Annotated in this window: 23 protein-coding genes and 1 other RNA gene; 8 read left to right on the top strand and 16 right to left on the bottom strand. The window is 63.2% G+C overall.

What is annotated here, in order from left to right; all coding sequences use genetic code 11:
• Positions 1–64: 64 nt before the first annotated feature.
• Positions 65–859, bottom strand: a complete 795-nt coding sequence (locus EP165_RS12310; protein WP_127522971.1) for a GGDEF domain-containing protein — start codon at positions 857–859, stop codon at positions 65–67.
• Between the two features lie 119 nt (positions 860–978).
• A complete protein-coding gene (gene miaA / locus EP165_RS12305; protein WP_127522968.1) occupies positions 979–1,869 on the bottom strand; it encodes a tRNA (adenosine(37)-N6)-dimethylallyltransferase MiaA in 891 nt (296 codons plus the stop codon).
• A 30-nt stretch (positions 1,870–1,899) separates the two neighbouring features.
• Here miaA and serB point away from each other — a divergent pair, with 30 nt between their 5' ends.
• Positions 1,900–2,787, top strand: a complete 888-nt coding sequence (serB, locus tag EP165_RS12300; protein WP_127522965.1) for a phosphoserine phosphatase SerB — start codon at positions 1,900–1,902, stop codon at positions 2,785–2,787.
• 62 nt (positions 2,788–2,849) lie between these two features.
• Here the strand turns inward: serB and EP165_RS12295 are convergent, their stop codons facing one another.
• From EP165_RS12295 to EP165_RS12265, 8 genes are all read right to left on the bottom strand, one after another.
• On the bottom strand, positions 2,850–4,337 hold the full coding sequence (locus EP165_RS12295) for a Do family serine endopeptidase (protein WP_127522962.1): 1,488 nt from the start codon (positions 4,335–4,337) through the stop codon (positions 2,850–2,852).
• A 97-nt stretch (positions 4,338–4,434) separates the two neighbouring features.
• On the bottom strand, positions 4,435–4,620 hold the full coding sequence (locus EP165_RS12290; protein ID WP_127522961.1) for a DUF2065 domain-containing protein: 186 nt from the start codon (positions 4,618–4,620) through the stop codon (positions 4,435–4,437).
• 15 nt (positions 4,621–4,635) lie between these two features.
• Complete coding sequence (gene hflC, locus EP165_RS12285) at positions 4,636–5,562, bottom strand: protease modulator HflC (RefSeq protein ID WP_127522958.1); 927 nt, start codon at positions 5,560–5,562, stop codon at positions 4,636–4,638.
• Positions 5,562–6,683, bottom strand: a complete 1,122-nt coding sequence (gene hflK, locus EP165_RS12280; protein ID WP_127522954.1) for an FtsH protease activity modulator HflK — start codon at positions 6,681–6,683, stop codon at positions 5,562–5,564. Before hflK ends, hflC begins: the two co-directional genes overlap by 1 nt.
• Positions 6,684–6,825: 142 nt before the next feature.
• Entirely contained in the window at positions 6,826–7,323 is a 498-nt protein-coding gene (locus EP165_RS12275; RefSeq protein ID WP_127522951.1) for a dihydrofolate reductase, read from the bottom strand.
• The gene (locus EP165_RS20390; protein WP_164743025.1) at positions 7,320–7,460 is read right to left on the bottom strand and encodes a hypothetical protein; all 141 of its coding nucleotides are present in this window, start codon (positions 7,458–7,460) and stop codon (positions 7,320–7,322) included. Before EP165_RS20390 ends, EP165_RS12275 begins: the two co-directional genes overlap by 4 nt.
• Positions 7,461–7,503: 43 nt before the next feature.
• Positions 7,504–8,397, bottom strand: coding sequence for a thymidylate synthase (locus tag EP165_RS12270; protein ID WP_127522948.1), 894 nt, complete (start codon positions 8,395–8,397; stop codon positions 7,504–7,506).
• Positions 8,398–8,516: 119 nt separating this feature from the next.
• Positions 8,517–8,828 carry a DUF2853 family protein gene (locus EP165_RS12265; protein WP_127522946.1) on the bottom strand — a complete coding sequence of 104 codons (312 nt, stop codon included), beginning with the start codon at positions 8,826–8,828 and terminating at the stop codon, positions 8,517–8,519.
• A 73-nt stretch (positions 8,829–8,901) separates the two neighbouring features.
• Here EP165_RS12265 and ssrA point away from each other — a divergent pair.
• The 4 genes from ssrA to EP165_RS12245 all read left to right on the top strand — a co-directional run bounded on the left by ssrA (position 8,902) and on the right by EP165_RS12245 (position 10,464).
• Positions 8,902–9,257: a transfer-messenger RNA gene (ssrA, locus tag EP165_RS12260) on the top strand.
• A 158-nt stretch (positions 9,258–9,415) separates the two neighbouring features.
• Positions 9,416–9,973 (top strand): SspB family protein, encoded by a 558-nt coding sequence (locus EP165_RS12255; protein ID WP_127522943.1) that lies wholly within the window; start codon positions 9,416–9,418, stop codon positions 9,971–9,973.
• A 9-nt stretch (positions 9,974–9,982) separates the two neighbouring features.
• A complete protein-coding gene (locus EP165_RS12250; protein ID WP_127522940.1) occupies positions 9,983–10,174 on the top strand; it encodes a DUF4169 family protein in 192 nt (63 codons plus the stop codon).
• Between the two features lie 2 nt (positions 10,175–10,176).
• Positions 10,177–10,464, top strand: a complete 288-nt coding sequence (locus EP165_RS12245; RefSeq protein ID WP_206075916.1) for a ribbon-helix-helix domain-containing protein — start codon at positions 10,177–10,179, stop codon at positions 10,462–10,464.
• A gap of 41 nt (positions 10,465–10,505) precedes the next feature.
• Here EP165_RS12245 and EP165_RS12240 read toward each other — a convergent pair whose 3' ends face one another.
• Together EP165_RS12240 and EP165_RS12235 are read right to left on the bottom strand one after the other, a co-directional pair.
• Positions 10,506–14,276, bottom strand: coding sequence for an AsmA family protein (locus EP165_RS12240; RefSeq protein WP_127522935.1), 3,771 nt, complete (start codon positions 14,274–14,276; stop codon positions 10,506–10,508).
• Between the two features lie 235 nt (positions 14,277–14,511).
• Positions 14,512–15,927 (bottom strand): FAD-binding oxidoreductase, encoded by a 1,416-nt coding sequence (locus tag EP165_RS12235; RefSeq protein WP_127522932.1) that lies wholly within the window; start codon positions 15,925–15,927, stop codon positions 14,512–14,514.
• 124 nt (positions 15,928–16,051) lie between these two features.
• Here EP165_RS12235 and EP165_RS12230 point away from each other — a divergent pair, with 124 nt between their 5' ends.
• The gene (locus tag EP165_RS12230) at positions 16,052–16,540 is read left to right on the top strand and encodes a thioesterase family protein (RefSeq protein ID WP_127522929.1); all 489 of its coding nucleotides are present in this window, start codon (positions 16,052–16,054) and stop codon (positions 16,538–16,540) included.
• Here the strand turns inward: EP165_RS12230 and EP165_RS12225 are convergent.
• A complete protein-coding gene (locus tag EP165_RS12225; RefSeq protein ID WP_127523518.1) occupies positions 16,537–17,412 on the bottom strand; it encodes a dienelactone hydrolase family protein in 876 nt (291 codons plus the stop codon). The two genes, EP165_RS12230 and EP165_RS12225, sit on opposite strands and share 4 nt — an antisense overlap.
• Before the next feature lie 96 nt (positions 17,413–17,508).
• Positions 17,509–18,153: a cation efflux transmembrane domain-containing protein gene (locus EP165_RS12220; RefSeq protein ID WP_127522926.1), complete on the bottom strand. Its 645-nt coding sequence runs from the start codon at positions 18,151–18,153 to the stop codon at positions 17,509–17,511.
• A 75-nt stretch (positions 18,154–18,228) separates the two neighbouring features.
• Between EP165_RS12220 and EP165_RS12215 the strand changes: the two genes are divergently transcribed.
• Complete coding sequence (locus EP165_RS12215; protein WP_127523517.1) at positions 18,229–18,639, top strand: MerR family transcriptional regulator; 411 nt, start codon at positions 18,229–18,231, stop codon at positions 18,637–18,639.
• A gap of 9 nt (positions 18,640–18,648) precedes the next feature.
• Here EP165_RS12215 and EP165_RS12210 read toward each other — a convergent pair whose 3' ends face one another.
• Positions 18,649–19,104: a MarR family winged helix-turn-helix transcriptional regulator gene (locus EP165_RS12210; RefSeq protein ID WP_206075908.1), complete on the bottom strand. Its 456-nt coding sequence runs from the start codon at positions 19,102–19,104 to the stop codon at positions 18,649–18,651.
• Positions 19,101–20,249: an Acg family FMN-binding oxidoreductase gene (locus EP165_RS12205; protein WP_127522924.1), complete on the bottom strand. Its 1,149-nt coding sequence runs from the start codon at positions 20,247–20,249 to the stop codon at positions 19,101–19,103. The genes EP165_RS12210 and EP165_RS12205 overlap by 4 nt, the downstream gene beginning before the upstream one ends.
• A 146-nt stretch (positions 20,250–20,395) precedes the next feature.
• Here EP165_RS12205 and EP165_RS12200 point away from each other — a divergent pair, with 146 nt between their 5' ends.
• Positions 20,396–23,005, top strand: a complete 2,610-nt coding sequence (locus tag EP165_RS12200; protein WP_127522921.1) for an ATP-dependent helicase — start codon at positions 20,396–20,398, stop codon at positions 23,003–23,005.
• Positions 23,006–23,032: the final 27 nt, after the last annotated feature.

The raw sequence follows: 23,032 nt of genomic DNA, 5'->3' as shown, positions 1-23,032 counted from the left end.
TATCCCGTACGTATTTCACAAGAATCAGGCAAAGGGCGGCAGCCCGGCGATGCATTTCAATTCGCTATGCGCAGACCCGGTTACGGCCTTGCCGCTTCGCCTGGTAGAGCTGCTTGTCGGCCCGCCGGAAGAAGTCGTCCGCGGTTTCCTTCCGGTCCCACACAGCCAGGCCGATCGAGGTCGTGACCTTGAGCCTGACATTGCCGGATGTCGTCAGCGTCAGCGCGGCTACCGCCTTGCGGATGCGCTCTGCGAGCTTGATCAGGGCATCGTCTGCCATGTTCGGCGCAACCACCGCGAACTCCTCGCCGCCCAGCCGCGCAACAACGTCATGAAACCGGGTCAGGTCGCGCAGGCAATTGGCAACTTCCTTCAGCACCCGGTCGCCGACATCGTGCCCGTGCGTGTCGTTTACCTGCTTGAAATGATCCAGGTCGAGGATCATCAGGCCCACCGGCTTGTCCACCCGGCGAAACTCGTCGAGATATTCGCGCAGCGCATCGTCGAAGTAGCGGCGGTTCTGCATTCCCGTCAGCGAATCGGTGAGCGCTGCGTGCTCCAGTGTTTCCGAGCGGGCGCTTAGCGATTCCGTCATCTCGCGCAACGCATAACCTTCTCGGGCCTGGGTTCGGATCAGCGGGTAGATCAGGAACATGCCGAAAAACAAAGCCGTCGCCAGCAATACGCCGGAGGCGAACATCAGCTGTCCGATGAAGGAGGCCGCTTCAAACCCGCGCGGTACGGCAAAATAGCCATTCGGGTCGAGAATGATCCCGTATGCATAAACAGTCAGAAGGCCCGCACCGAGGATGAGGGCCATAAAGACGAAGAATGCCGATTCCGACTTGTGAAACCGCATGAATCCCCACGAGAATATTCCCGGCGCTACCTATCTCACAGACCCGCCTTACGTGAGGTTAATTCCAGCGCGAAATTTCAAAATTCACGCAACGTGAGGTCTGCCGGGTCCAGACGTCCTCACCACTGCCCGGTATCGCTGATTTTCTGCCAGGCCGGACCGGTCTGATTGCGAAACCATGTCATTTGCCGCTTGGCATACTGGCGCGTGGCAATGCGCGCATTTTCGATTGCCTGGGCCGGCGTCGCTTCGCCGCGCAGCAATGCCTCTATTTCGCGCACGCCGATCGCCTTCATTGCCGGCTTCGCGGCATCGAGCCCGAGTGCGAGGAGCGCGCGGACTTCGTCAGCCGCGCCTTCGTCCAGCATAGCCGTGAAGCGCTTCACGATCCGGCGGTCGAGTTCGGCCCGGTCCGGTTCGATCAGGATCATCGTTGCGCTCGAGGGATCGACCAGCGGCGAACCCCGGTCGCGCTGCCAATCCAGTATCGAACGCCCCGACGCTTCGAAGACTTCGAGTGCCCGCACGATCCTCTGCCCGTCGCCAGGTGCCAGCTTCGCAGCCGCGCCAGGGTCATCGCGCGCCAGAACTTCGTGGAGTTTCTCCGGGCCTGCCCCCGCAAGCCTTTGCCGCCAGCCCTCGCGAATCGCGGCAGGCACATCTGGCATGCGCGAAAGCCCTTCGAGCAGCGCCTTGAAATAAAGCCCCGTGCCGCCGCAAAAAACCGCCTTGCGTCCGGAGAATTCACCGCGCTCGATCAGTCCGCCGACATCGCGCAGCCAATGGCCCGTCGAATAGTCCTCCGCCGGGTGGACATGGCCGTAAAGCCGGTGCGGTAGGGCTTCGATATCTGCAGCCAGAGGTCTAGCCGTCAGCCGGTCAAGAACCGAGTAGACCTGCATGGAATCGGCGTTCACGATCGTCCCGCCGGTTTCGCGTGCGATCCGCAGGGCCAGCGCCGACTTGCCGCTCGCGGTCGGGCCCGCTATCAGGATCGCGTTCTTCAGCATACTTCCGATCCCCAGATTTCCGGCCGGCCGATGCCCCTTGTCGCCACGCTTATCTCCAATCCCGCAGCCGCCTCGGTTTCGCTCTCGCTCGCAGAGGAAGCCGCCCGCCTGCTCGAAGCGAAGCATATAGAATGGCTCGCAGCCGATGTCGCCTGTGACCTGGCACTGCCGGACGGCGCCACGGCGGCCGATGCGCAGGCCAGGCTTGCACCGCTTCTGGCGAACAAGCCGGTCGACGCGGCCATTCAGGACAGCACCGGGCGCCGCAAGAAGCTGCTTATCGCCGACATGGATTCCACCATGATCGACCAGGAGTGCATCGACGAACTCGGCGACGCTGTCGGTCTCAAATCGCATATCGCTGCGATCACCGCCCGCGCGATGAACGGCGACATCGCCTTCGAGCCGGCGCTGCGCGAGCGCGTCGCACTGCTTGCCGGGCTCGACGAAGCCGTTATCGGTCAGGTGGTTAAATCCCGTATCACGTTGGCAAGCGGCGGGCGCGAACTGGTCGCGACCATGAACCGCGACGGCGCGTGGACGGCACTTGTTTCGGGTGGCTTCGACGCGTTCACAAGCCGCATCGCGGCCCTCCTCGGCTTTCAGGAAAACCGCGCCAACCGGCTGATCGTCGAAAACGGCAAGCTGACCGGCAAGGTCGCCGACCCGATCATGGGCCGCGAGGCCAAGGCCTCAGCATTGCGCGACATATCGGCCGCGCGCGGCATCACACCGGCCGACGCCCTCGCTGTCGGCGACGGAGCAAACGATCTCGACATGATCAACATCGCCGGCACTGGCGTCGCGCTCCACGCCAAACCCGCGGTGGCGGCCGCTGCGCGCATCCGCATCGATCACGGCGACCTCACCGCGCTGCTTTACCTGCAGGGCTACCGGCGCGACCAGTTCGCCGCCTGACACACGGCGTTTCATCGAAGCGAAATGCGTTGAAATTCATAAGGTTGTCCGGAAAACCGGACTCAGTTCATGCGTACAGTTTCAAAGCGCAGATCGCCGTTGCGCGAGGAGAGCATCAGCAGGGCGTTTCTGCGCCCCTGCCCCTTGAGAGCACCGATTCTGTCGAGAACCTCCTGAGGCGTCGATACCGATTCCTGCGCGATCTCGGTGATGACGTCGCCGGCCACGATTCCCTTGTCGCCAGCCGCCGAATTGGGGGCCACTTCGACGATGACCACGCCGTTGACGCCGTCTGATATTTCGAACTGGGCCCGCGTGTCGTCATTGAGCTCCGCGATCGTCATGCCGAGAACCGATGCCGTCGCAAGTTCGCCGGCCTCGCCCTCGCCTTCATGCTCCGACGAAGCGACATCGACGCTTTCTTCCAGCCGCCCCAGTTTTACCGTGACGGTTATCTCCTCGCCTTTGCGCAGGATAACCAGTTCGGCCTCGGAACCGACCGCAGTGTCGGCAACAACACGCCGCAGATCGCGAACCTCGTCGACATTTCTGCCATTGAATTTCAGGATCACGTCACCGGGCTGAATGGACCCGTCATCGACCGGCCCCCCCTTGACGACGCCTGCAATCAGGACGCCCCGCGCGCGGTCCAGCCCCAGGCTTTCCGCCACATCCGCCGAGACCGGCTGAATGCGCACGCCGAGCCATCCGCGCCGCGTCTCGCCGAACTGCCGCAGCTGATCGATGACACCCACGGCCAGTTCGGAGGGAATGGCAAAACCGATGCCGATCGAGCCTCCCGACGGCGATATGATGGCGGTGTTGATGCCGATCACCTCGCCATTCATGTTGAACAGCGGCCCGCCGGAATTGCCGCGGTTGATCGCGGCATCGGTTTGAATGAAATCATCGTAGCGGCCGGAATTGATGTTGCGGTCGCGGGCCGACACGATACCGACCGTCACCGAACCGCCAAGGCCGAACGGATTGCCGATTGCCATTACCCAATCGCCGATTCGGATCGCGTCGGAATCGCCGAACGGGACCGCCGTCAGCTTGTGAGCCGCCGGGTCCACCTTCAGAACCGCAAGGTCGATTTCGGCATCGCGGCCGATGAGTTCGGCTTTCAGCGTCGCGCCATCGGAGAAATTCACCTCGATTTCATCCGCGTCCGCAATCACGTGATTGTTGGTGATGATGATGCCTTCATCGGCGTCAACCACAAATCCGGAGCCGAGCGAATTAACCCGCCGCGGACCGGGCGCCGGGCCGCCGCGGTCATTGAAGAAATCGTCGAAGAAATCCTGGAACGGCGAGCCTTCGGGAACCTGCGGCGGCGGCACGTTCGGCCGCCCGCCGTCCACGTTCTGCGAGGTCGAGATGTTGACGACGGCGGAAAGCAGCCCCTCGGCAAGGTCGGCGACGGATGCTGGACCGTAGGGCCGCACCGCCTCCTGCGCATGCGCAACAGGCGCTACCGCCAGAAACGCGGCAGCTGCCGCCGGTACGATTAGCCTGTTCAAATGTCCCTTGAGAAGGCTGGACAGCATTGGATGCGCTCCCGTGGTCCCGATCGGCCGCTTGCCATATTCGCAACGAATAGGGCCGGTTTGCGGCCTTGCACAGCCGGCACCGATAAATCATCCGTTATCCGCGCACCAGCCACACGATGCCGACGCCGGCTGCGATCGCGATCAGCCCGCCTGCGCGCAGCGTACTTTCGGGTACCCTGAGCACATCCGCCGCCAGCCGTTTGGCCAGCGACGGCATGCCGCCATAGATGATTCCTTCCAGAACCAGCACGAGGCCTAGCGCTGCGAGAAAATCCGTCACGCGGCGCCGGTCGCGCTATTCAGTGGCGCCGGTGGCGATACCTGCGCCGGCCGCCGGCGCGGGTACGCCCGACTGCGAACCGAAGAAGCGGAAGAAGTCGGAAGTCGGCGACAGAAGCATGGTCGTTCCTTCCGGATCGAGCGCCTGTGTGTAGGCCGCCATCGACCGGTAGAAGTCGAAGAACTCCGGGTCGCGCGAGAAGGCATCGGCAAAGATGGCATTGCGCTCACCTTCGCCCTCACCGCGCAGGATCTCCGATTCGCGCTGCGCGTCGGCGATGATCTCGACCACTTCGCGGTCGGCCCGCGCACGGATGCGCTGTGCGGCTTCCCGGCCGCGCGCCCTCAGCCTTTCGGCTTCGGCAAGGCGCTCCGCCTTCATGCGGTCATAGGTCTGCTGCGAGACCTCCTGCGTCAGGTCGGTGCGCCGGATACGCACATCGGCGATATCCAGGCCAAGAGAGTTGGCGTCGGGGCGCAGCTGGTCCCGCACTTCCCGCATCATCGAAGAGCGCTCTTCCGACAACGCTGCCTCGAAGCCGCGCAGACCGTAGACGCGGCGCAGGGCCGCATCGAGACGGGTGCGCAGGCGCTGCTCTGCGAGCGGCACGCTGCCTGAAACCGTCTGCCGGAAACGGCGCGGGTCGGAGATACGATAGGCGACAAAGGCGTCAACCTCATAGAACTTGCCGCCCGAGACCTGCACGCGGATGTCGTCGAGGTCGAAACGCAGCACCCGGTCTTCGAGAATCTGCACATTGTCGGCCTCAAGGAAGCCGAATGGCAGCTTGAAGTAGAGGCCGGGTTCTTCTTTCACATCGACGATCTCGCCGAAGCGCAGAACGATCGCCTGCTCGCGTTCGTTGACCACGAAGATCGACGAATAGCCGATGAAGAGAAGGATGGCGGCAATTACCGCGATAATTGGAAGCCGGTTGCTCATCAGTTGCCTCCCAGGGTGCGGTTGGTGCTGCCCTGCCGCTGGTTGAGTTCAGGCAGCGGCAGATACGGGATCACGCCCGATCCGCCGTTTTCGTCAACAATCACCTTGTTGGAGCCTTTCAGAACGTTTTCCATCGTTTCAAGAAACAGGCGGCGGCGGGTGACGTCGGGAGCCTTGGCGTATTCGTCATAGACCGAGATAAAGCGTTGCGCCTCACCCTGAGCCTCCAGAACGACCCGGTTCTTGTAGGCTGCCGCTTCTTCGCGGATCTGCGCGGCTTCACCGCGTGCCTGACCGAGCTGCTGGTTCGAATACTGGTTGGATTCTTCCACGAAACGGTCTTCGTCCTGCTCCGCGCGCTGCACCTCGTCGAACGCGTCGGCCACTTCGCGCGGCGGTGCGGCATCCTCGATCGAGATGGCGTTGACCGCGAGCCCGGTGCCGTATTCGTCGAGCGTGCCCTGAACGATATCACGCACCTCTTCGGCAATGCCCTGACGGTCGTCGCGGAAGATGTCCTGCGCAGGACGGCGGCCAACCACTTCGCGCACGGCGCTTTCAGCCACCTGTCGAACCATTTCGTCAGGACTGGCGACGATGAAAAGGTAGGCGTTCGGGTCAGCCACCTGGTAAGCGACAGAGAACTTCACGTCGACGATGTTCTGGTCGCCCGACAGCATCAGCCCGGACGATGTGTTACCGCGGACCTCGCCTATGTCGATCAGCTTCTCGGCGACACTCGCCTTTTCGACGGTTTCGACCGGCCACCAGTGGAAATGCAGGCCTGGTTCGGAAATCTGGTCTTTCGGTTTGCCGAACCGCAGTTCAACCGCCAGTTCGTCGGGCTGCACCGTGTAGACGGCCTGGAAAGCCCATACCGCGATCAGGATGACGGCAATGATGCCGAATAGCGCGGGGCTCGCCCGTCCGCCGCCCGGCAGCGCCTGCCGAAGCCGGTCCTGGCCGCGCCGGATGATGTCCTCAAGATCTGGCGGATTGCCTTGCGGGCCGCGTCCGCCGGAGCCCGGGCCCCAGGGTCCGCCACCGCCGCCACCGCCGCTGCCGTTGTTTCCGCCTCCGCCGCCCCAGGGGCCGCCGCCGGTCTGATTGCTCCAGGGCATGAATGTCCTCTTCGCTTTGTCCAGCCCTGCGGCCGGAACTCATCGATTTTGTTCGTTATAGGTACCGGTCATCGCGCTTTCAACGCGCCGCCATATCGGCAGGCATCGTTTTTCGGCGCGTGTCGGACGAATTCCGGCGCCGTCATGGCACGGACGGCCTGCGTTCGTAAACCGTATAGCACGTCGCGTAGTCATCCCGCTCGCCGGCTGGAACGGCCTCTTCGCTCACCTTGGTCCAGATTGCGGGATCGATCTTGGGGAACACGGTATCGCCGGACAGCTCGGCGCGAACATGTGTCACATGCAGTTCGTCGGTCTTCGGCAGCGCCTGAGCATAAATCTCACCACCGCCGAGGACCCAGATATCGTCACCCGCAGCTGCGTCCAACGCGTCGTCGAGCGAGGCAAACAGCTCCGCGCCCGGCGCTGCATAGGCCGGATTGCGCGTAACCACCAGGTTGCGCCGGTTCGGCAGCGGCCGCTTCGGAAAGCTCTCCCATGTCTTGCGCCCCATCACCACGGGTTTCCCCGTGGTCAGCGCCTTGAAGCGCTTGAGATCGGTCGAAAGCCGCCACGGCATGTCGTTATTGACGCCGATCACCCCATTCTCGGCAATCGCGACGATGATACGGACCGTCACGGCTCAGACCGGCCGAGCGGGAGGATGTCGGTATCCTTTTCCGGCAAGGGAACGGAATGGACCAGCCGCCGCGCCATCGCTCCTCCACTCGCCTCGCTGGCGGCAATTGCGGCAGCCACAATCAGCGTTCCGGTCAATTCGACCCTCCCGTAATCCAATGCCCAGTCTTCGCGAGCGGGTTCACACGGCAACGTCGGCCTGGATGGCCGCATGCGGTTCGTAACCGGCGACCTCGAAATCCTCGATCCGGTAGTCGTCGATGCTGGCGGCCTTGCGCGTCAGCCGCATGGTCGGCAGCGGCCTCGGCTGCCGCGAAAGCTGCTCGCGCGCCTGGTCCTGATGGTTCAGGTAGAGATGAACATCGCCACCCATCCACACAAACGAGCCCGGTTGCAGCCCGGCCTGCTGCGCAATCATCATCTGCAGCGCCACCGCGCCGGCGAAATTGAACGGCACGCCGAGCAGAATGTCGGCCGACCGCTGAAACATCAGGCAGGACAGCCGCCCGTCGGCGACATGGAACTGATACACCATGTGGCAGGGCGGCAGCGCCATCTGGCCAAGCTCGGCGACGTTCCAGCCGTGGAACAGAATGCGCCGGCTGGTCGGGTTGGTTCTCAGCAGTTCGATGACTTCGGCGATCTGGTCGTATTCGCGGCCGTCAGCGCCGATCCAGCGCCGCCACTGCTTGCCGTAAACGGGGCCGAGCTCACCCCAGCGCGCGGCGAATTCGGCATCATCGATGACACGCTGTTCGAAATCGGCCTGGCCGATCGCCTCTCCGGTCTCGCGGCGGTATTTGGCGAGCGGCCAGTCGCTCCAGATGCGCACATTGTTTTCAAGCAGCGGCCGGATGTTGGTGCCGCCGGTCAGAAACCAGAGCATCTCCTTCACCGCGGTCTTCCAGTAGACGCGTTTGGTGGTCAGGATCGGCACCTGGCCGGTGCTGATGTCGAAACGCGCCATAGCACCGAGCAGCGACAGCGTTCCGACGCCGGTACGGTCGACCCGCCGGTCGCCATTTTCCAGCAGGTCCTGCATTAGGTCGAGATATTGCTGTTCGGGATGTCGCATGGGTCTGCCGATTCGTCTCGGCGCCAAGCATAACGCCGCTGGCCCCATCGCGCATCAATGCGCGTGCCGCCAACCGTGGATAATGGCGCTTTGCGCCAGGTGCGGCCCGTATGACCGGATCAGATATCGCCGAGTTTGCCCAGATGCTTGGCAACCAGGTAATAAAACGTCACCCGGCTCTTCGAGTTGTCGCGCGCCATTGTCTGGCACACCAGGTCGATTGCGCTGTCGGCACGGTCCGCGTCCATATAGCCGAGTTTCTTTTCGCACCATTTCTCGCGCACGCGCTCGCGCTCCGAAACATCGGAGCAAGCGACGAGCGAGGAATCGCGGTTGTGCAGCGCGACGCCGAGATATTTCACGATCCGGCCTACAGTTTCGGGATCCGCAAGCGCGTCGTATTTGCGCACGTCTGCCAGATAGTCGGTCATGGACGCCCCCCATTTCCGCAGCAATGCGAAATGGTCGCCCACAGGGATTGTAAGGTCAATCGTTGACGACGAAGCCCTTTCAATACGGCCATTCAGGCACTATATTCGGCCTGTCGGTTTCGGCCGACTATGGCGATAAACTGCCGATGTAATAAACCATTCGGACCCGGGGGCGGTACCCGGCGCCTCCACCAAGAACCGCCGGCCACGGCGGCTGTTGATGGGGGCGAAATAGGATCGACGAGGGTGTAAAGATCGGACTTTTGCCCGGCATTGTACCACCGTTATCGGGCTATCTTGTAGTTGCAAACGACAACTATGCTGAGGCACGTCTCGCTGCTTAATGCGGCGCGATAGTCTCGAATTAAGTCCTGTGGGTTAGCCCCTGCAGGCGGGGTCCGGAGGCACCTGGCAACAGAAGCCTCCACTTCCATATTCAGGCTTCGCGAAAGATCCCGGTGCAACGCGCCACTGCTCCGCGCTGCCTGTTTCGGGCCACACCCGCCACATTCGGGCACAGAACTGTTTCACTGCGGGCGGAACTTGGTCTAAACCTGATGTCGCGAGTCGAGGAACCGCTGGCACAAATGGCAGACGATCATATTAGATACGACATTCTGGCGCAGGAAGCGCTGCGCGGCGTCATGCGCAAAGTGCTTGCGGAAGTGGCCCGGACCGGGCTGCCCGGCAACCATCATTTCTTCATCACCTTCGTCACCGACGCCCCGGGCGTACGCATCTCTTCGCGCCTGCGCGAGCGGTACCCCGACCAGATGACGATCGTGATCCAGTACCAGTACTGGGACCTGAAAGTCTCCGACACCGGCTTCGAGATCGGTCTTTCCTTCTCGGATGTGTCAGAGAAGCTCGAAATCCCCTTCTCCGCCGTGCGCGGCTTCTACGATCCGTCGGTCAGCTTCGAGCTGGAATTCGACGTGAAACCGGAAGCCGACGCCGCAAACGAATCCGTGCAGAGCCTGCCGGCCGCAAAGCCCGCGAAGGACAAGGCACAGGAGACTGAGACCGAGGACGAGAAGGCACCGGCGGCGAAAAAAACGAAAAGCAAGAAGGACGCCGAACCCGACCCGGAGCCCGCCGGCAAGGGAGCCGAAGTTGTCTCGCTGGATTCGTTCCGCAAGAAATAGGCCCCGCGCATGGCAGAGGTCGTCAATCTCCGTCAGTTCCGCAAGCAGCGCAAACGTGAGGACCGGGCTATGCGGTCCGATGAAAACCGCGCCCTCTTTGGGCAGGCGGCTTCGGTACGCAAATTGCGGAAAGCAGATGAGGAGCGTCAGGCAAGGCTGCATGAGGCGCATCGCCTCGACGAACAGGACGGCACGGATTGACCGTGGTCCGCAAACGGTCGGTTTCGATTGGCGGCCACCGCACGAGCTACTCGGTCGAAGATGAGTTTCAGGTCGAACTCAGCGCACTCGCGGCAGCCCGCGGTCTCTCGCTTGCAGCGCTCATTGCCCAGGTGGATGCCGGTCGTTCGTCCGAAACCAACCTTTCTTCTGCACTTCGGCTGTTCGTGCTCGCAGAATTGAAGGCCGGCGCGTCAGCTGACATCGTTACCGGTGCCGGGCAAAGTTCGTCTGATTTCAGCAGCTTGGGCAACGCACGGGAATCAAACTGACAGCGACTTGATTCAACGCATGAGGTAGCCCCGATGCGCGATCACTCCTCGATCGCCCGCAAAAGGCCATCGAGAGTGAGGTTGCTGCGGCTGGGCGGCGGCAACGGCTGGCGCTGAACGTCCGACCCTTCGTCCACGGCTTCGTTTGCACGCAGCCGTGTTTCCAGTTCGGCTTCGCGACGCGCCTCCTCTTCCGCTTTCAGCCGCGCGGCCTCCTCCGCCTGGCGGCGTGCCTCGGCTTCTTCGGCGGCCTTGCGCGCTTTATCGGCGGCGCGCGCCTGTTCGTCAGCACGGCGTTGTTCCTCGGCCAGGCGGTCGCGCTCAAGTTGTAGCGAGGCGTAATAACGCACCTCGCGCCGCAGCCGCTGGCGTTCAAGAAGCAGTGCCTGCATGGCTTCAACGCGGGCCTGCTCGCGCTCAAGGGCGCGCTGGGTGAGAAACTGTGCCAATGGCCCGGTGTCGAGCCTGACCTCTATCGCACCGGGCTGGCCCTGCGCCTCGAAGCGCACGCCGGGTTCCGCGCCCACCACCGCCTCCGCGCCGGCATCGTAGATCAGCTCGCCGGACGCGCCCACTGTGCCCGAGCCCAGATCGGCCCGCGCCTCGACGCTGAGCGCCGCTTCCGCCCGTTCAAGCATCACCGGCGGTGCACGCAGAACGCCTCCCGCAATCGTAATGGCGAACTCCGTTTCGCCAGCCGCAAACGAGCCGCTGCGAATGAACTCCGGCGCAAATGCCGCCGTGCGTTCATTGTCGATATCGGTGCCGGCAGCATCCGCCGCCGCCAGGATCGGCTGCAGCGCATCGGGCGAAAGCCCGGGAATGACGATGTCGCGCACGATTGCCGTGCCGGAGCCCGAAAGCGATGCCATCATGCCTTCGACCGATTTGCCGTTGGCGGTGAGGCTTGCGGAGAGGTCGGCTTTGCCATCGATACCGGTGCCCGGCAGCAGTTCGGACGCCGGCGCGTTGGCGATCTTGAGCTGGCCGGAAAACAGTCCCGAACCGTTGTTGTTGCTCAGTTCGAACAAGCCGCCGATTGTGCCGCCGTGATACGCGGCGGTTGCGTTGGATAGTCTTGCGCCTTCCCGGTTGATCCTGGCCGACATTTTGGCGTCCCGCGCCGTCTCCACCCCGTTCAGAAGCAGCGTCGCGGCATCGAGTTCCAGCTCGGCCGTGAACGGCGGGCGGGCCGCGGGCTCGAACGGAATACGTGGCCACACGCCGCCGGCCTCCATGTCCATCGACGCCTCCCCGAGCACTGAAGCGATTGCCAGCCCGGCATCGAATGCCTGAAGTCTCAGCGCGCCCGTAAGATGTGGCAGGCCGTCGCGCACAGTGGCGTTGATATCGCCCGCAAGTTCGTTGCCGCCAATCGAACCGGCCAGGCCGGAGGCGATCAGAACGCCGTCGGCGAGGTCGAGATTGGCCGATAGCGCGGCCGGCACGCCAAGCCCCATGCCGGGCAGCGTAACGCCCGCGGTCATCAGGTAGGGTTCCAGGTCTTCGGCATCGAGCTTGCCGTCGCCGCTCAGCTCGAACCCGGCCGCGTCCGCACGCACCGTACCCTCGAATGTGGCGGTAATCCCTTCTCCTGCCGCCCGGAACCTTGCCGCAGCGCCCTCATCGAGAACGCCGGCGACTTCGAGTTCGGTTCCAAGTGCTCCCGCAAACCCGAAGGGCAGCGCCGGAATGCCGTAAAGCGCATAAATTGCGCCGGGCTCCTCGTTGCTTGCGGTCAGGAACAGATCGGCCGAGGCGGAATACGGGTCGGCAATCGACCCGGTCGCCGTCAGCCCGAGATCGATAGTGCTGCCGCCAAGTGCGCCGTTCCTGATATTGAAGGCAAGCCGCTGGCGGTCGCCGGCTTTCGCGAGCTGCACGTCCAGGTCGAGATTGGCATCGCTGTATATGCCCGGGAACGCTGCCGCGCGGTCGCTGAGTGCCGCCAGCAGCGTGTTTTCAGGAAACCGCTCCGAGGCGGCCAGGATCAGCGGTGCCAGATCGCCGGCGATAACCGAAGCGCCCAGTTTACCGGTCGGAGACCCGCCAACATCGTCGACCGAGCCGGTCGCACTGATCGAAACGCCTTCAACGCCGGCAAGTGCCAGTCGGTCGATCTCCAGCCGCCCGTCACGCAGCCGCAACGCCGTGTCCGCACCTTCTGCAGTGATTCCGGCCACCGTGACCGGTCCTGCCTTGATCTTGAAATCGAGGTCATGGTCGGCAAGCCGCGCCGCACCGCTATCGTTCACGAACAGCGACGCAAACGCTGCCAGACCTTCGACATCTAGCCTGCCGCCACTCAGCTCCACGAGCATCGACGGTCGCCTGTCGGCCGGCTGCTCGTTGACGACCCGGCCGCTGAACCCGGCATCGCCCAGCCGCAGTTCCAGATCCTGAAAAACCTGCCGCTCCTCTGTCAGTTCGACATTCGCCTCGAACCCGGCTGCCGGCAGCCTGCGGATCGCCTCATCCACGTCCTTCGAGAGCCAGGCCGCAAATCCTGAAGGCTGCCCGACCGCCAGCAGCAGCTGGCCTGAAAATCCGAACTCGCCGAACGTTGCGTTGAGGAAGCCGCTGCCTTCCAGTGTCGCCCGGCCCGGCAGCGTTGCGGAAGCCGATGCGATCGCCCAGCCCTTCTCCACCGGTTCCGCCGACAGCGAAACATTGCGCACGGTCGTGTCGCCGGCAACGATGGCCGGCAATTTCACTTCGATCTTGCCGGGAATTTCGGGCTTCGGCAGATCGAACATCACCTCCTTGAAAGCCGCAAGCCTGGTCGACAGCGCGAGCGAGCCTTCGGCGGCATCTTTCACATCCTCGAAACGCAGCTGCGCCCCATCGGCCGAGATATCGAAGCGCGGCTCGGTCCCGAGCGTAATCGCCGCGCTGCCGTTGGCGACGTAGGGATCGGCGAGCGGCCCGGTCTCGAACCTGAACGCACCGACCTCGATCTTCTCGTGGTTGAGGCCGAAGCTGCCCGACACGCGATAGGCAGGCGGCACGCTCCCTTGATCACCGCCGTCGCTGAGCTCAAACGTCGCACCATCGGCGCCGCGCAACCGCTCCGCCTTACGCGCCTCAAGTTTGAAAGTGCCGTCATAACCGAACACGCCTTCGCGCAACCCGGCATGGCCGTCCGTTTCCAGCCCGAAACCGTATCGCTCGGGTTCGGCCCGCACGCGCAGCCGCATCGTGCCGCTTTCCTGTTCTAGTGCACCGGTCGAGACCGAGAGCGCCGTCAGCGACCCGTCAACACGCATGGAACCCGTCATGCGCCAGGGCCCGGCGAGCGTGCGCGCCGAAATGTCGGCATTGACCTCGGTCAGCTCATGCGTGCGTCCGCTGGCCGAATGGTCGACGTCGATGCGGCCTTCGATGATCGTGACCTTTTCAAGCGTCACTTGCCTGGCGTCGAATGGTGTCGAGGGCCGCAGCGCCCAGTCTACCGTACCGTTCTCGTCGATCGCGATCCGCGCTTTCGGCCGCTCGATGCGCATGTCGAAAATCAGCAGCTCGCCGCGCAGGAACGGCGCCAGCTCGGCGTCCATGGAAAAGGTTTCAACGGTAATCGCCGGTTGGCCGGGTTCCCGGCCGGCAACTTCGACGTCGGTGAAACTGACGGAGGGCAGCGGCAGAAGCCGCGCCCGCGCATCGCCGCGCACGACGACCTCGCGGCCGAGAATGCGGCTCGCCTCGCGCTCGAATTCGGCTTTGTAGCTCGTCCAGTCGACAAAATAGGGCACGACCAGCACTGCGGTCAGCGCCAGGACGATCAGGCCGCCGATGATGACGAAAAGCCGGGCCAGGTGAATTCTCCGCTTTCAGCCGGGATTGCCTGTAGACCGGCTCACTTTACCCGCATCACTCTGTCGATAAAGTGGCAATCGGCCGCGGCAGGCCCCGCTTGAATGGATCGCGCGTGTGCAAGTGCGCAATGTAGCGCCCCAGTGGTGGGGCGTCCGGCGGCGCAACGGGGTTTCAAAGCGCCTTCCTCCCTCCCCGCACCTCGTGCCGGCCGGGCGAAGCGCATATGCGCGGGCATCACCCCTTCATCGAAAAAATCTTGCCGGGGTTCATGATGCCCTTGGGGTCGAGCGCCTGTTTCACGGCGCGCATGTAGTCGACAGCTGGCCCAAGCTCATGGGTCAGAAACTGCATCTTGCCCTGCCCGATGCCGTGTTCGCCGGTGCAAGTGCCGTCCATGGCTATGGCGCGCATGTTGAGCCGCGCCACAAATTCCTCCGTACGTGTCACCTCGTCGGCATCGTCGATATCCACCAGCACCATGACGTGGAAATTGCCGTCGCCGGCATGGCCGACAATCGGCGCGATGAGTTTCATCTCGTCGATATCGGCCTCGGTTTCCACAATGCAGTCGGCGAGACGCGAAATCGGCACGCAGACATCCGTCGACAGCGCTTTTGCGCCCGGCCGCATGGCCAGTCCCGACCAGTATGCGTCGTGCCTTGCCTTCCAGAGCTTTGTGCGTTCTTCGGCCACGCTGGTCCAGTTGAACGGTCCACCGCCGAATTCGTCTGCTATCTCCGCGAACATCTGCGCCTGCTCCGCGACGCCCGCATCCGAGCCGTGGAATTCCAGAAACAGGCACGGCCCTTCCGGATAGTCCAGCTTGGAATAGGCGTTGATCCCTTTCATGCCGAGCCCGTTAATGAGCTCGATCCGCGCCACCGGTATGCCCATCTGGATCGTCATGATGACCGCATTGCAGGCTGCCTCTACCGTCGGGAACGGGCACACGCCGCCGGAGACCGCCTGCGGAATGCCATGCAGCTTGAGCGTCAGCGACGTTATGATGCCGAGTGTGCCTTCCGACCCGACGAGAAGCCGTGTGAGATCGTAACCGGCAGACGATTTGCGCGCCCGTTTTGCGGTCGTGATCAGCCGCCCGTCGGGCATCACAGCGCTCACCGACATCACATTGTCGCGCATTGTGCCGTAGCGTACCGCATTCGTGCCCGATGCACGGGTCGAGGCCATGCCGCCGAGGCTGGCATCCGCGCCCGGGTCGATCGGGAAAAACAGCCCGGTGTCGCGCAGATAGTCGTTGAGCTGGGTCCGAGTGACGCCGGCCTCGACGGTGCAGTCGAGGTCTTCGGCGTGCACGGCAAGTATCCTGTTCATCCGCGACAGGTCGACCGATACGCCGCCGCCGGGCGCATTCACATGACCCTCCAGCGAACTGCCGGTACCAAAAGGGATCACTGGCACATTGTGGTCGGAGCAGATGCGAACGGCCTCCTGCACGTCCTCGGCTGCTTCGGCGAACAAAACGCCGTCCGGCGCCTGACCCGGTATATAGGTCGTCGTGTGGCCGTGCTGCTCGCGGATCGCCTGCCCGGTCTGGAAGCGCTCGCCGTAGCGCTGGCGTAATATGCCGAGCACCGCTTCGATACCGGTCTCGTTACGTTTCATTTTCTCGATGCCATCAAGCGCCATGGCGCGTCTCCCTCGCGGCCCAGAACCTGCCGCGTCAATATCTCTGGTACGGAATTTCGTAGCCGCTTGTTTTGCAACCGTCAAAACGCGATCTTTGGCGCGAGGACAAAGGAACCGTTGCGCGATGAATCTGACTGACGCCCCCCTTATCACCTCCGAAATGGGCATCCAGCCCGACTGGATCGACTATAACGGCCATCTCAACATGGCTTACTACAGCGTGCTCTTCGATCGGTCCGTTGACGACGCATTCGAATTGCTGGGCATGGGACCGAATTACGCGAAGAAGAGGCGACACACCACTTACACTGCCGAGTTCCACATCTGCTATTTGCGTGAACTGCATCTGGAGCATCGTGTTTGCGGCAGGTTTCATCTGCTCGATTACGACGCCAAGCGGCTGCACATCTTCCAGGAGCTGTATCACATTGACGGGTGGCTGGCGGCAACGGCCGAAACCCTCACGCTGCATATCGACATGTCGGGTCCGAAGGCCGCCCCCTTCCCGCCCGACATCCTCGAGCGGGTGGAAACGATGTACGGGACGCATAAATCGCTGCCGCGGCCCGAACGCGCCGGCCACTCTATCGGCATCAAACGCCGAAGCGCCTAGGCAAGCTTCTCCTTGAAGAAGGCGACCGTCCGGCCCCAGGCCAGGTCGGCTGCCTCTTTGTTGTAGCGCGCTTCCGAGGTGTCATTGTTGAAGGCGTGATTGACGCCTTCATAGACATGGATGGTGAATTCCTTGCCCGCCGCGGCAAGTGCCTCGCGATATGCGTCGATGCCGGCATTGATGCGCTCGTCGAGCCCCGCATAATGAAGCATCAAAGGGGCCTCGATACTGCTTACTGCGTTGGCCGGCGCCTGGCGTCCGTAATAGGCAACGCCGGCATCAAGATCGGGCGCGTTGACGGCGAGATCGTTCACCGCCCCGCCACCCCAGCAGAAACCGACCGCGCCGACATTGCCGTTGGCGGCCTCGTGCCCGCTCAAAAACGCAACCGTTGCCACCAAATTGGCGATGCGCTGCGCGCCGTCGAGCTGGCCGATCATCTCTCGCGTCTTGTTTTCATCGTCAGGCGTTCCGCCGAGCGGTGACAGAAAATCAGGCGCCAGCGCCACGAACCCTTCCAGCGCCATGCGGCGCGCGACATCCCGGATATGCGGATTGAGGCCGCGATTCTCGTGGATCACAATCACCGCCGGCAACGGACCAGTGCGCTCGGCCGGCATTGCCAGATAGCCGCGCATTTCGCCACCAGCGCCTGACCAGCTGGCTTCGCCGGTTTGAAGCCGCGCATCGCCCGGCTCCACCATTGCCGCCTGTGCCTGATTGGCCGCAAGTAACGGCATGATGGCAGCGGCGGCAGCGCCCGAGCCGGCAAGTTTCGTCAGCTTCTCCATGAAGCCCCTGCGGTCGAGCGTCAGATGCGTGTATTCGTCATAGGCATCGACCATCGCCTGCGTGATCGACGGTTGCTTTATGCCCTGCATGCGATTTCCTCCGAGCGGCAGCCCTGCCCTGTCGGCAATTTGTCAGCGAGCCGCGTCGGTCGGTCCAGTCAAAGCGGCGTGATCGCCTCACCCGTGCTGATGCCCGTGATCATGCGCTTCACCGCCTTGCCGCCATTCGCGCATGGACTGCCGCAATATCTGCACGGAGGATGAAAGGAACAGACCCGACATCACGCCGGCCACGATCAGATCCGGCCAGGCAGTCGCGGTGAACCACACGCCGGCGGCCGCGATCATCACCGCCACATTGCCGATGGCGTCGTTGCGCGAACACAGCCAGACCGAGCGCACATTGGCGTCGCCGTCCTTGTAGCGCACCAGGATGAGCACGCTGGCGACGTTGGCAATCAATGCCAGGAAGCCGACCACGCCCATCACCTGATGTTCGGGCACGCCGAGCACCAGCACCTGGTACAGCGTGCTGCCCGCTACCCACAGCCCCATGCCGAACAGGCTGAGCCCTTTGGCGAAGGCAGCGGTGGTGCGCACCCGCACAGCCTGGCCGATCACCATCAGCGAAATGAAATAGGTTGCAGCATCGGCAAAGAAGTCCAGCGCGTCGGCCTTCAGCGCCTGCGAGCCGGATAGCTGGCCCGCCGTCATCTCGACGCCGAACATCGCCGCGTTGATGGCGATCACCGCCCACAGCCGCCGCTTGTAGTCGTCCGACACGCCGTCGAAATGGTGGTCATGTCCGCAGGATGCGCTCATTGCTCTGCCTCTTGAATTCAAACTGCGGGCACTCTAATTCCTCTAGCGACTAGAGGTTCAAGAGGTTTTTTCGTGATGCTCACGATAGGCCAGCTTTCGCGCCGCACCGGGGTCAAGGTTCCCACCATCCGCTGGTATGAGCTGGCCGGCCTGATCGATGAGCCCGGTCGCACGGAGGGCAATCAGCGCCGTTATGGCGGTGCCGATCTCGAACGCCTCGCCTTTATTCGCCACGCCCGCGATCTTGGCCTGGGCATTGAAGCCATCCGCGAATTGATCGAACTCGGCGCGCATCCCGAGCGTCCGTGCGCGGATGCCGACCGTATCGCCAAATCGCATCTGAAAAACGTGAGAGAGCGCATCGCGCGACTTCGCAAGCTGGAAAAAGAACTCGCCCGTATCTCGGCCTGTCATGGAGATACGATTGGCGAATGCCATGTGCTGAGTGCGCTTGCCGATCACGATCAGTGCGCCGGCGAACACTGAAGGCCGGTGTCAGTTCCGCCGCTCGTCGAGGATCTTGCGCACCTGCTCCAGAAGCGGCATCGCCGCCGCCATATCCTCAAGCGAAATCCGCTCGGCCAGCCAGCCGAGCTCCGGCATCAGCGCGGCAATAGCCGTATTGCGGGCTGCGAGACCTAACGGCGTGATGTCCACGCGTTTCGAGCGACCGTCCCGCTCGTCGGGACGCACGAAAATATGCCCTGCGCGCTCGAGATGGCCGAGCGTATTGGTCATTGTGCCCTTGGTCACCTGCATGGCGCGCGCGATCTGAAGCGGCGTGCGGTCGCCGCCGAGCCGCGCCAGATGGTTCAGTACCGAAAACTGCGACAGTGTCATGCCGCCGGTCATCACCTTTTCGAAGGCGTTGCCGGAAAGCTGGGCGATGATGCCGATTTCGTTGAAGAAACCGAACATCAGCTCGCCCTGCCTGCCATTGTCTTCGCTCATGCGGTCCTGATCCTGGTCTCGTACGGCCACCGCGGACTGGCCGCGAGTCTCGGACCATAGCCGAGCCGGACGAACATTTGCAGCGTCTCGCCGGGCGCCATCCCCGTTGCTGCGCGCATGCCATCGAAATGCGGCTGCATTTCGGGATATTCCTGCAGCGCCTGGCTCATCGGATGCATGTCGACGCCGAGCCCGGTTGCCGCGAGATTGAGCCGAACATAGTCGCGGCCCGCGCGGATCTGATCCGCGCGGCTGTTGCCGGGCGTCGCCAGCCACATGAACGCCATCGCAGTGTCGAAGGACGGTTTCAGCGCCTCCGCCTGCTGCCGGAACACGGTTGAATTCACGTCAAGCATCGCTTCTCGGTCAAGCAGACCTGTGACCGACAATGCCTCCATCAGCGGGCCGGCCAGATCGATACCGTCGGGATTGGCCTCGATTTCTGCCTTGCCGATCCGCAGCAGATCGACGCTCTCCTTGGCGGTGCGATAGGTGCGGAGCTCGACGTCCATCGCCGCCCAGGCTTTCGCCCGGAGAGCCTCAACTTCCGCTCGTTCGTTCGTGAATGCGATACGGCTGGTTCGCGCAGCGCTTGCGATTTCGCCGAGCAAGCCGGTGTCGACGGCACGGGAGCTGTCAAACGCCTCCTTGTTTGAGCGGCGCTGAAGAACATGACCGAAAAGCGGATCAGGCTGCGCATTGCTTTGTGCGGCAAACCGAACGCGGGCGACCGGCCGTCCGTCGAGCCGGGGCTGCGGTTCGCCTTCGGGGAAAAATTCGATGTCCGCGCGCCAGCCATCCTGCGCAGCGGCCTGCGAGAACAGTTCGAGAAAGCAGCCGAGCCCCACCGTGATCTGCCGGTCATAAGGGTCGGTGTGCGGCAGGCGCCTATCCTGCTGGCAATAAAGCGTGATCTCGTCCGGCACCGAAAGATCCGCGAGCCAGGGCTGCCGGTTGTGCGGGTTGGGCGCCAGAATAGCGTAGGAAAGCGCCTTGCGACGCGGATCGTCTTCCGTCTCACCCGCCTGCTCCCAGGGCAATCGCGCCTGCGCCGGGTCGCGCGTCATTGCCCATGAACCGGCGCCGCCGGCTGCCAGCACAGCTCCGCCGCCGACAAGCGCCAGGAATTTCCGTCTGTTGGTCATCGTTCAGACTCCATATAGTTTGATGTCATACCATATAGTTTGCTATCAAACTATATTCAAGAAGCCGGACGTTATTCCTGCGCACTCCTGACATCTTGCCGGCCCCGCTGCTGGTTTTTCGGAGCCGAATCGCTACATTCAGGGCAATGTCCAGCGATTACGATCAGTCGCCTTTCCCCCTGGACCGGGAAGGCTCAGCGCCCGCGCCCGGCGGCGGCATTGCCGCGCGCGCGATGGCCGCAAGACAAAGGCCCGCCACACCGTCCTATCTCGAAGGGCTGAACCCCGAGCAGCGGCAGGCGGTGGAGACGACCGAGGGCCCGGTTCTGGTGCTGGCAGGCGCGGGCACCGGCAAGACCCGCGTACTCACCACCCGCATCGCACACATTCTGGCGACCGGCCGTGCATGGCCCTCGCAGATCCTCGCCGTCACCTTTACCAACAAGGCCGCGCGCGAGATGAAGGCGCGCATCGGCGTTCTCGTCGGCGAGCAGGTCGAAGGCATGCCCTGGCTCGGCACCTTCCACTCGATCGGCGTCAAGATATTGCGCCGCCATGCCGAGCTTGCCGGCCTCAAATCCGGCTTCACCATCCTCGACACCGACGACCAGATCCGCCTGATGAAGCAGATCATCCAGGCCGAGGGACTGGACGACAAGCGCTGGCCGGCGCGCCAGTTCGCGCAAATCGTCGATGGCTGGAAGAACCGCGGCTACGGGCCGAAGGATATTCCCGAAGGCGACGCCCGCGCGTCCATGAACGGCCGGGGCCGCGAGCTCTACCAGGCCTATCAGGACCGGCTGGCGACACTGAACGCGGTCGATTTCGGCGACCTTCTGCTGCATCCGATCCGCATCTTTCGCGAACACCATGACGTGCTCGCCGACTACCATCGCCGGTTCAAATACATCCTCGTCGACGAGTATCAGGACACCAACACCGCCCAGTATCTGTGGCTGCGGCTGATCGCTCAGCGGCCAAGCTCAACGGGGAGCGCACTTCGGACCGCAGGTCCGCAAGGCCAAGCGGCCGTCGCGCCCGATGGCGCGCCCTCGCGGAGCGAGCCGCGAAGCGGCGACAGCGTGAGCGAAAACAAAAAGCAGCAAATAAATATTTGCTGCGTCGGCGATGACGACCAGTCGATCTATGGCTGGCGCGGTGCCGAGGTGGACAACATCCTGCGCTTCGAAAAGGACTTTCCGGGCGCCACCGTCATCAGGCTGGAACGCAACTACCGCTCCACGGCACATATTCTCGGTGCGGCTTCGCACCTCATCGCTCACAATGAAGGCCGGCTCGGCAAGACGCTGTTCACCGACGCTGCCGACCCCGACGACGCGCTGGTCAAGGTGCATGCCTCGTGGGATTCCGAAGAGGAAGCCCGCGCGGTCGGCGAGGAGATCGAGGCTGCGCAGCGCCGCGGCGAAAACCTCAACGACATGGCCATCCTCGTGCGCGCGTCCTTCCAGATGCGCGAATTCGAAGACCGCTTTGTCACCCTTGGGCTGAACTACCGCGTCATCGGTGGCCCGCGCTTCTACGAGCGCATGGAGATTCGCGATGCGATGGCCTATTTCCGCGTGGTCGCGCAGGGCGCCGACGACCTTGCCTTCGAGCGTATCGTGAACACGCCGAAGCGCGGACTAGGCGAAGCGACCATCCGCCAGGTGCATGATGCCTCGCGCGCCCTGGGCGTGCCGATGCTGGAGGCCGCCGCGCGTCTCGCCGAAAGCGACGAACTCAAACCGAAGCCCCGCGCTGCGCTACGCGAAGTTGCAGCAAATTTCGCCCGCTGGCAGGGCCTGCTTGACACCACACCGCACACTGAGCTCGCAGAGATCATTCTCGAAGAGAGCGGCTACACCGACATGTGGAAGAACGACCGCAGTCCGGAAGCGCCCGGCCGGCTCGACAACCTCAAGGAGCTCATCCGCTCAATGGAGGAGTATGAGTCGCTGCGCGGCTTCCTGGAGCATGTCGCGCTGGTCATGGACGCGGAGCAGAACGAGGAGATGGACGCCATCTCCATCATGACGCTGCATTCCGCCAAGGGGCTGGAGTTTGGCACCGTTTTCCTGCCCGGCTGGGAGGAAGGGCTGTTCCCGCATCAGCGCGCGCTGGACGAAGGCGGCCGCTCTGGCCTCGAGGAGGAACGTCGCCTCGCCTATGTCGGGCTCACCCGCGCCAAGCGCAATCTGCACATCTGGTTCGCCTCAAACCGCCGCATTCACGGCCTTTGGCAGTCGACCATCCCTTCCCGTTTCATGGACGAGCTGCCGGAAAAGCATGTCGAGGTGGCAGACGAAAGCGCCTCCTATGGCGGCTACGCCTCGCAGGGAGGCGGCAGCTTCGGCCGCCGCAACCCGTATGGCGCATCGCGCTTCGACGAGCAGCCGTCAACCTTCTCCAACACTTACGCCACGCCGGGTTGGCAGCGCGCGCAGCAAAACCGTACCGAAGCGACGGACCGCAACTGGGGCTCGCGCTCCGGCCACGCGGTGGAGCGCATAGGCTATGGTGAGGTGGATTCAGGCTATGGCGCCGGGCGCGGCTCGGTGAAAAGCCGCACCATCGAAGGCGAGCTGGTCGCGAAATCCGTCTCCGACACGCCGTCGGCCTTCACTGTCGGCGACCGAGTGTTCCACCAGAAATTCGGTAATGGCAACATCGCTGCCATCGACGGCAACAAGCTCACCATAGACTTCGACAAGGCCGGCCAGAAAAAGGTGCTGGACGGGTTTGTGAAGGGGGTGTGAGAGAAGCCCGGCTTCAAAGCTCCGGGT

This window comes from Mesorhizobium sp. Z1-4 (assembly GCF_004000235.1).
GTDB lineage: Bacteria > Pseudomonadota > Alphaproteobacteria > Rhizobiales > Rhizobiaceae > RCIO01.
This window is presented reverse-complemented; position numbering and strand designations above follow the sequence as displayed.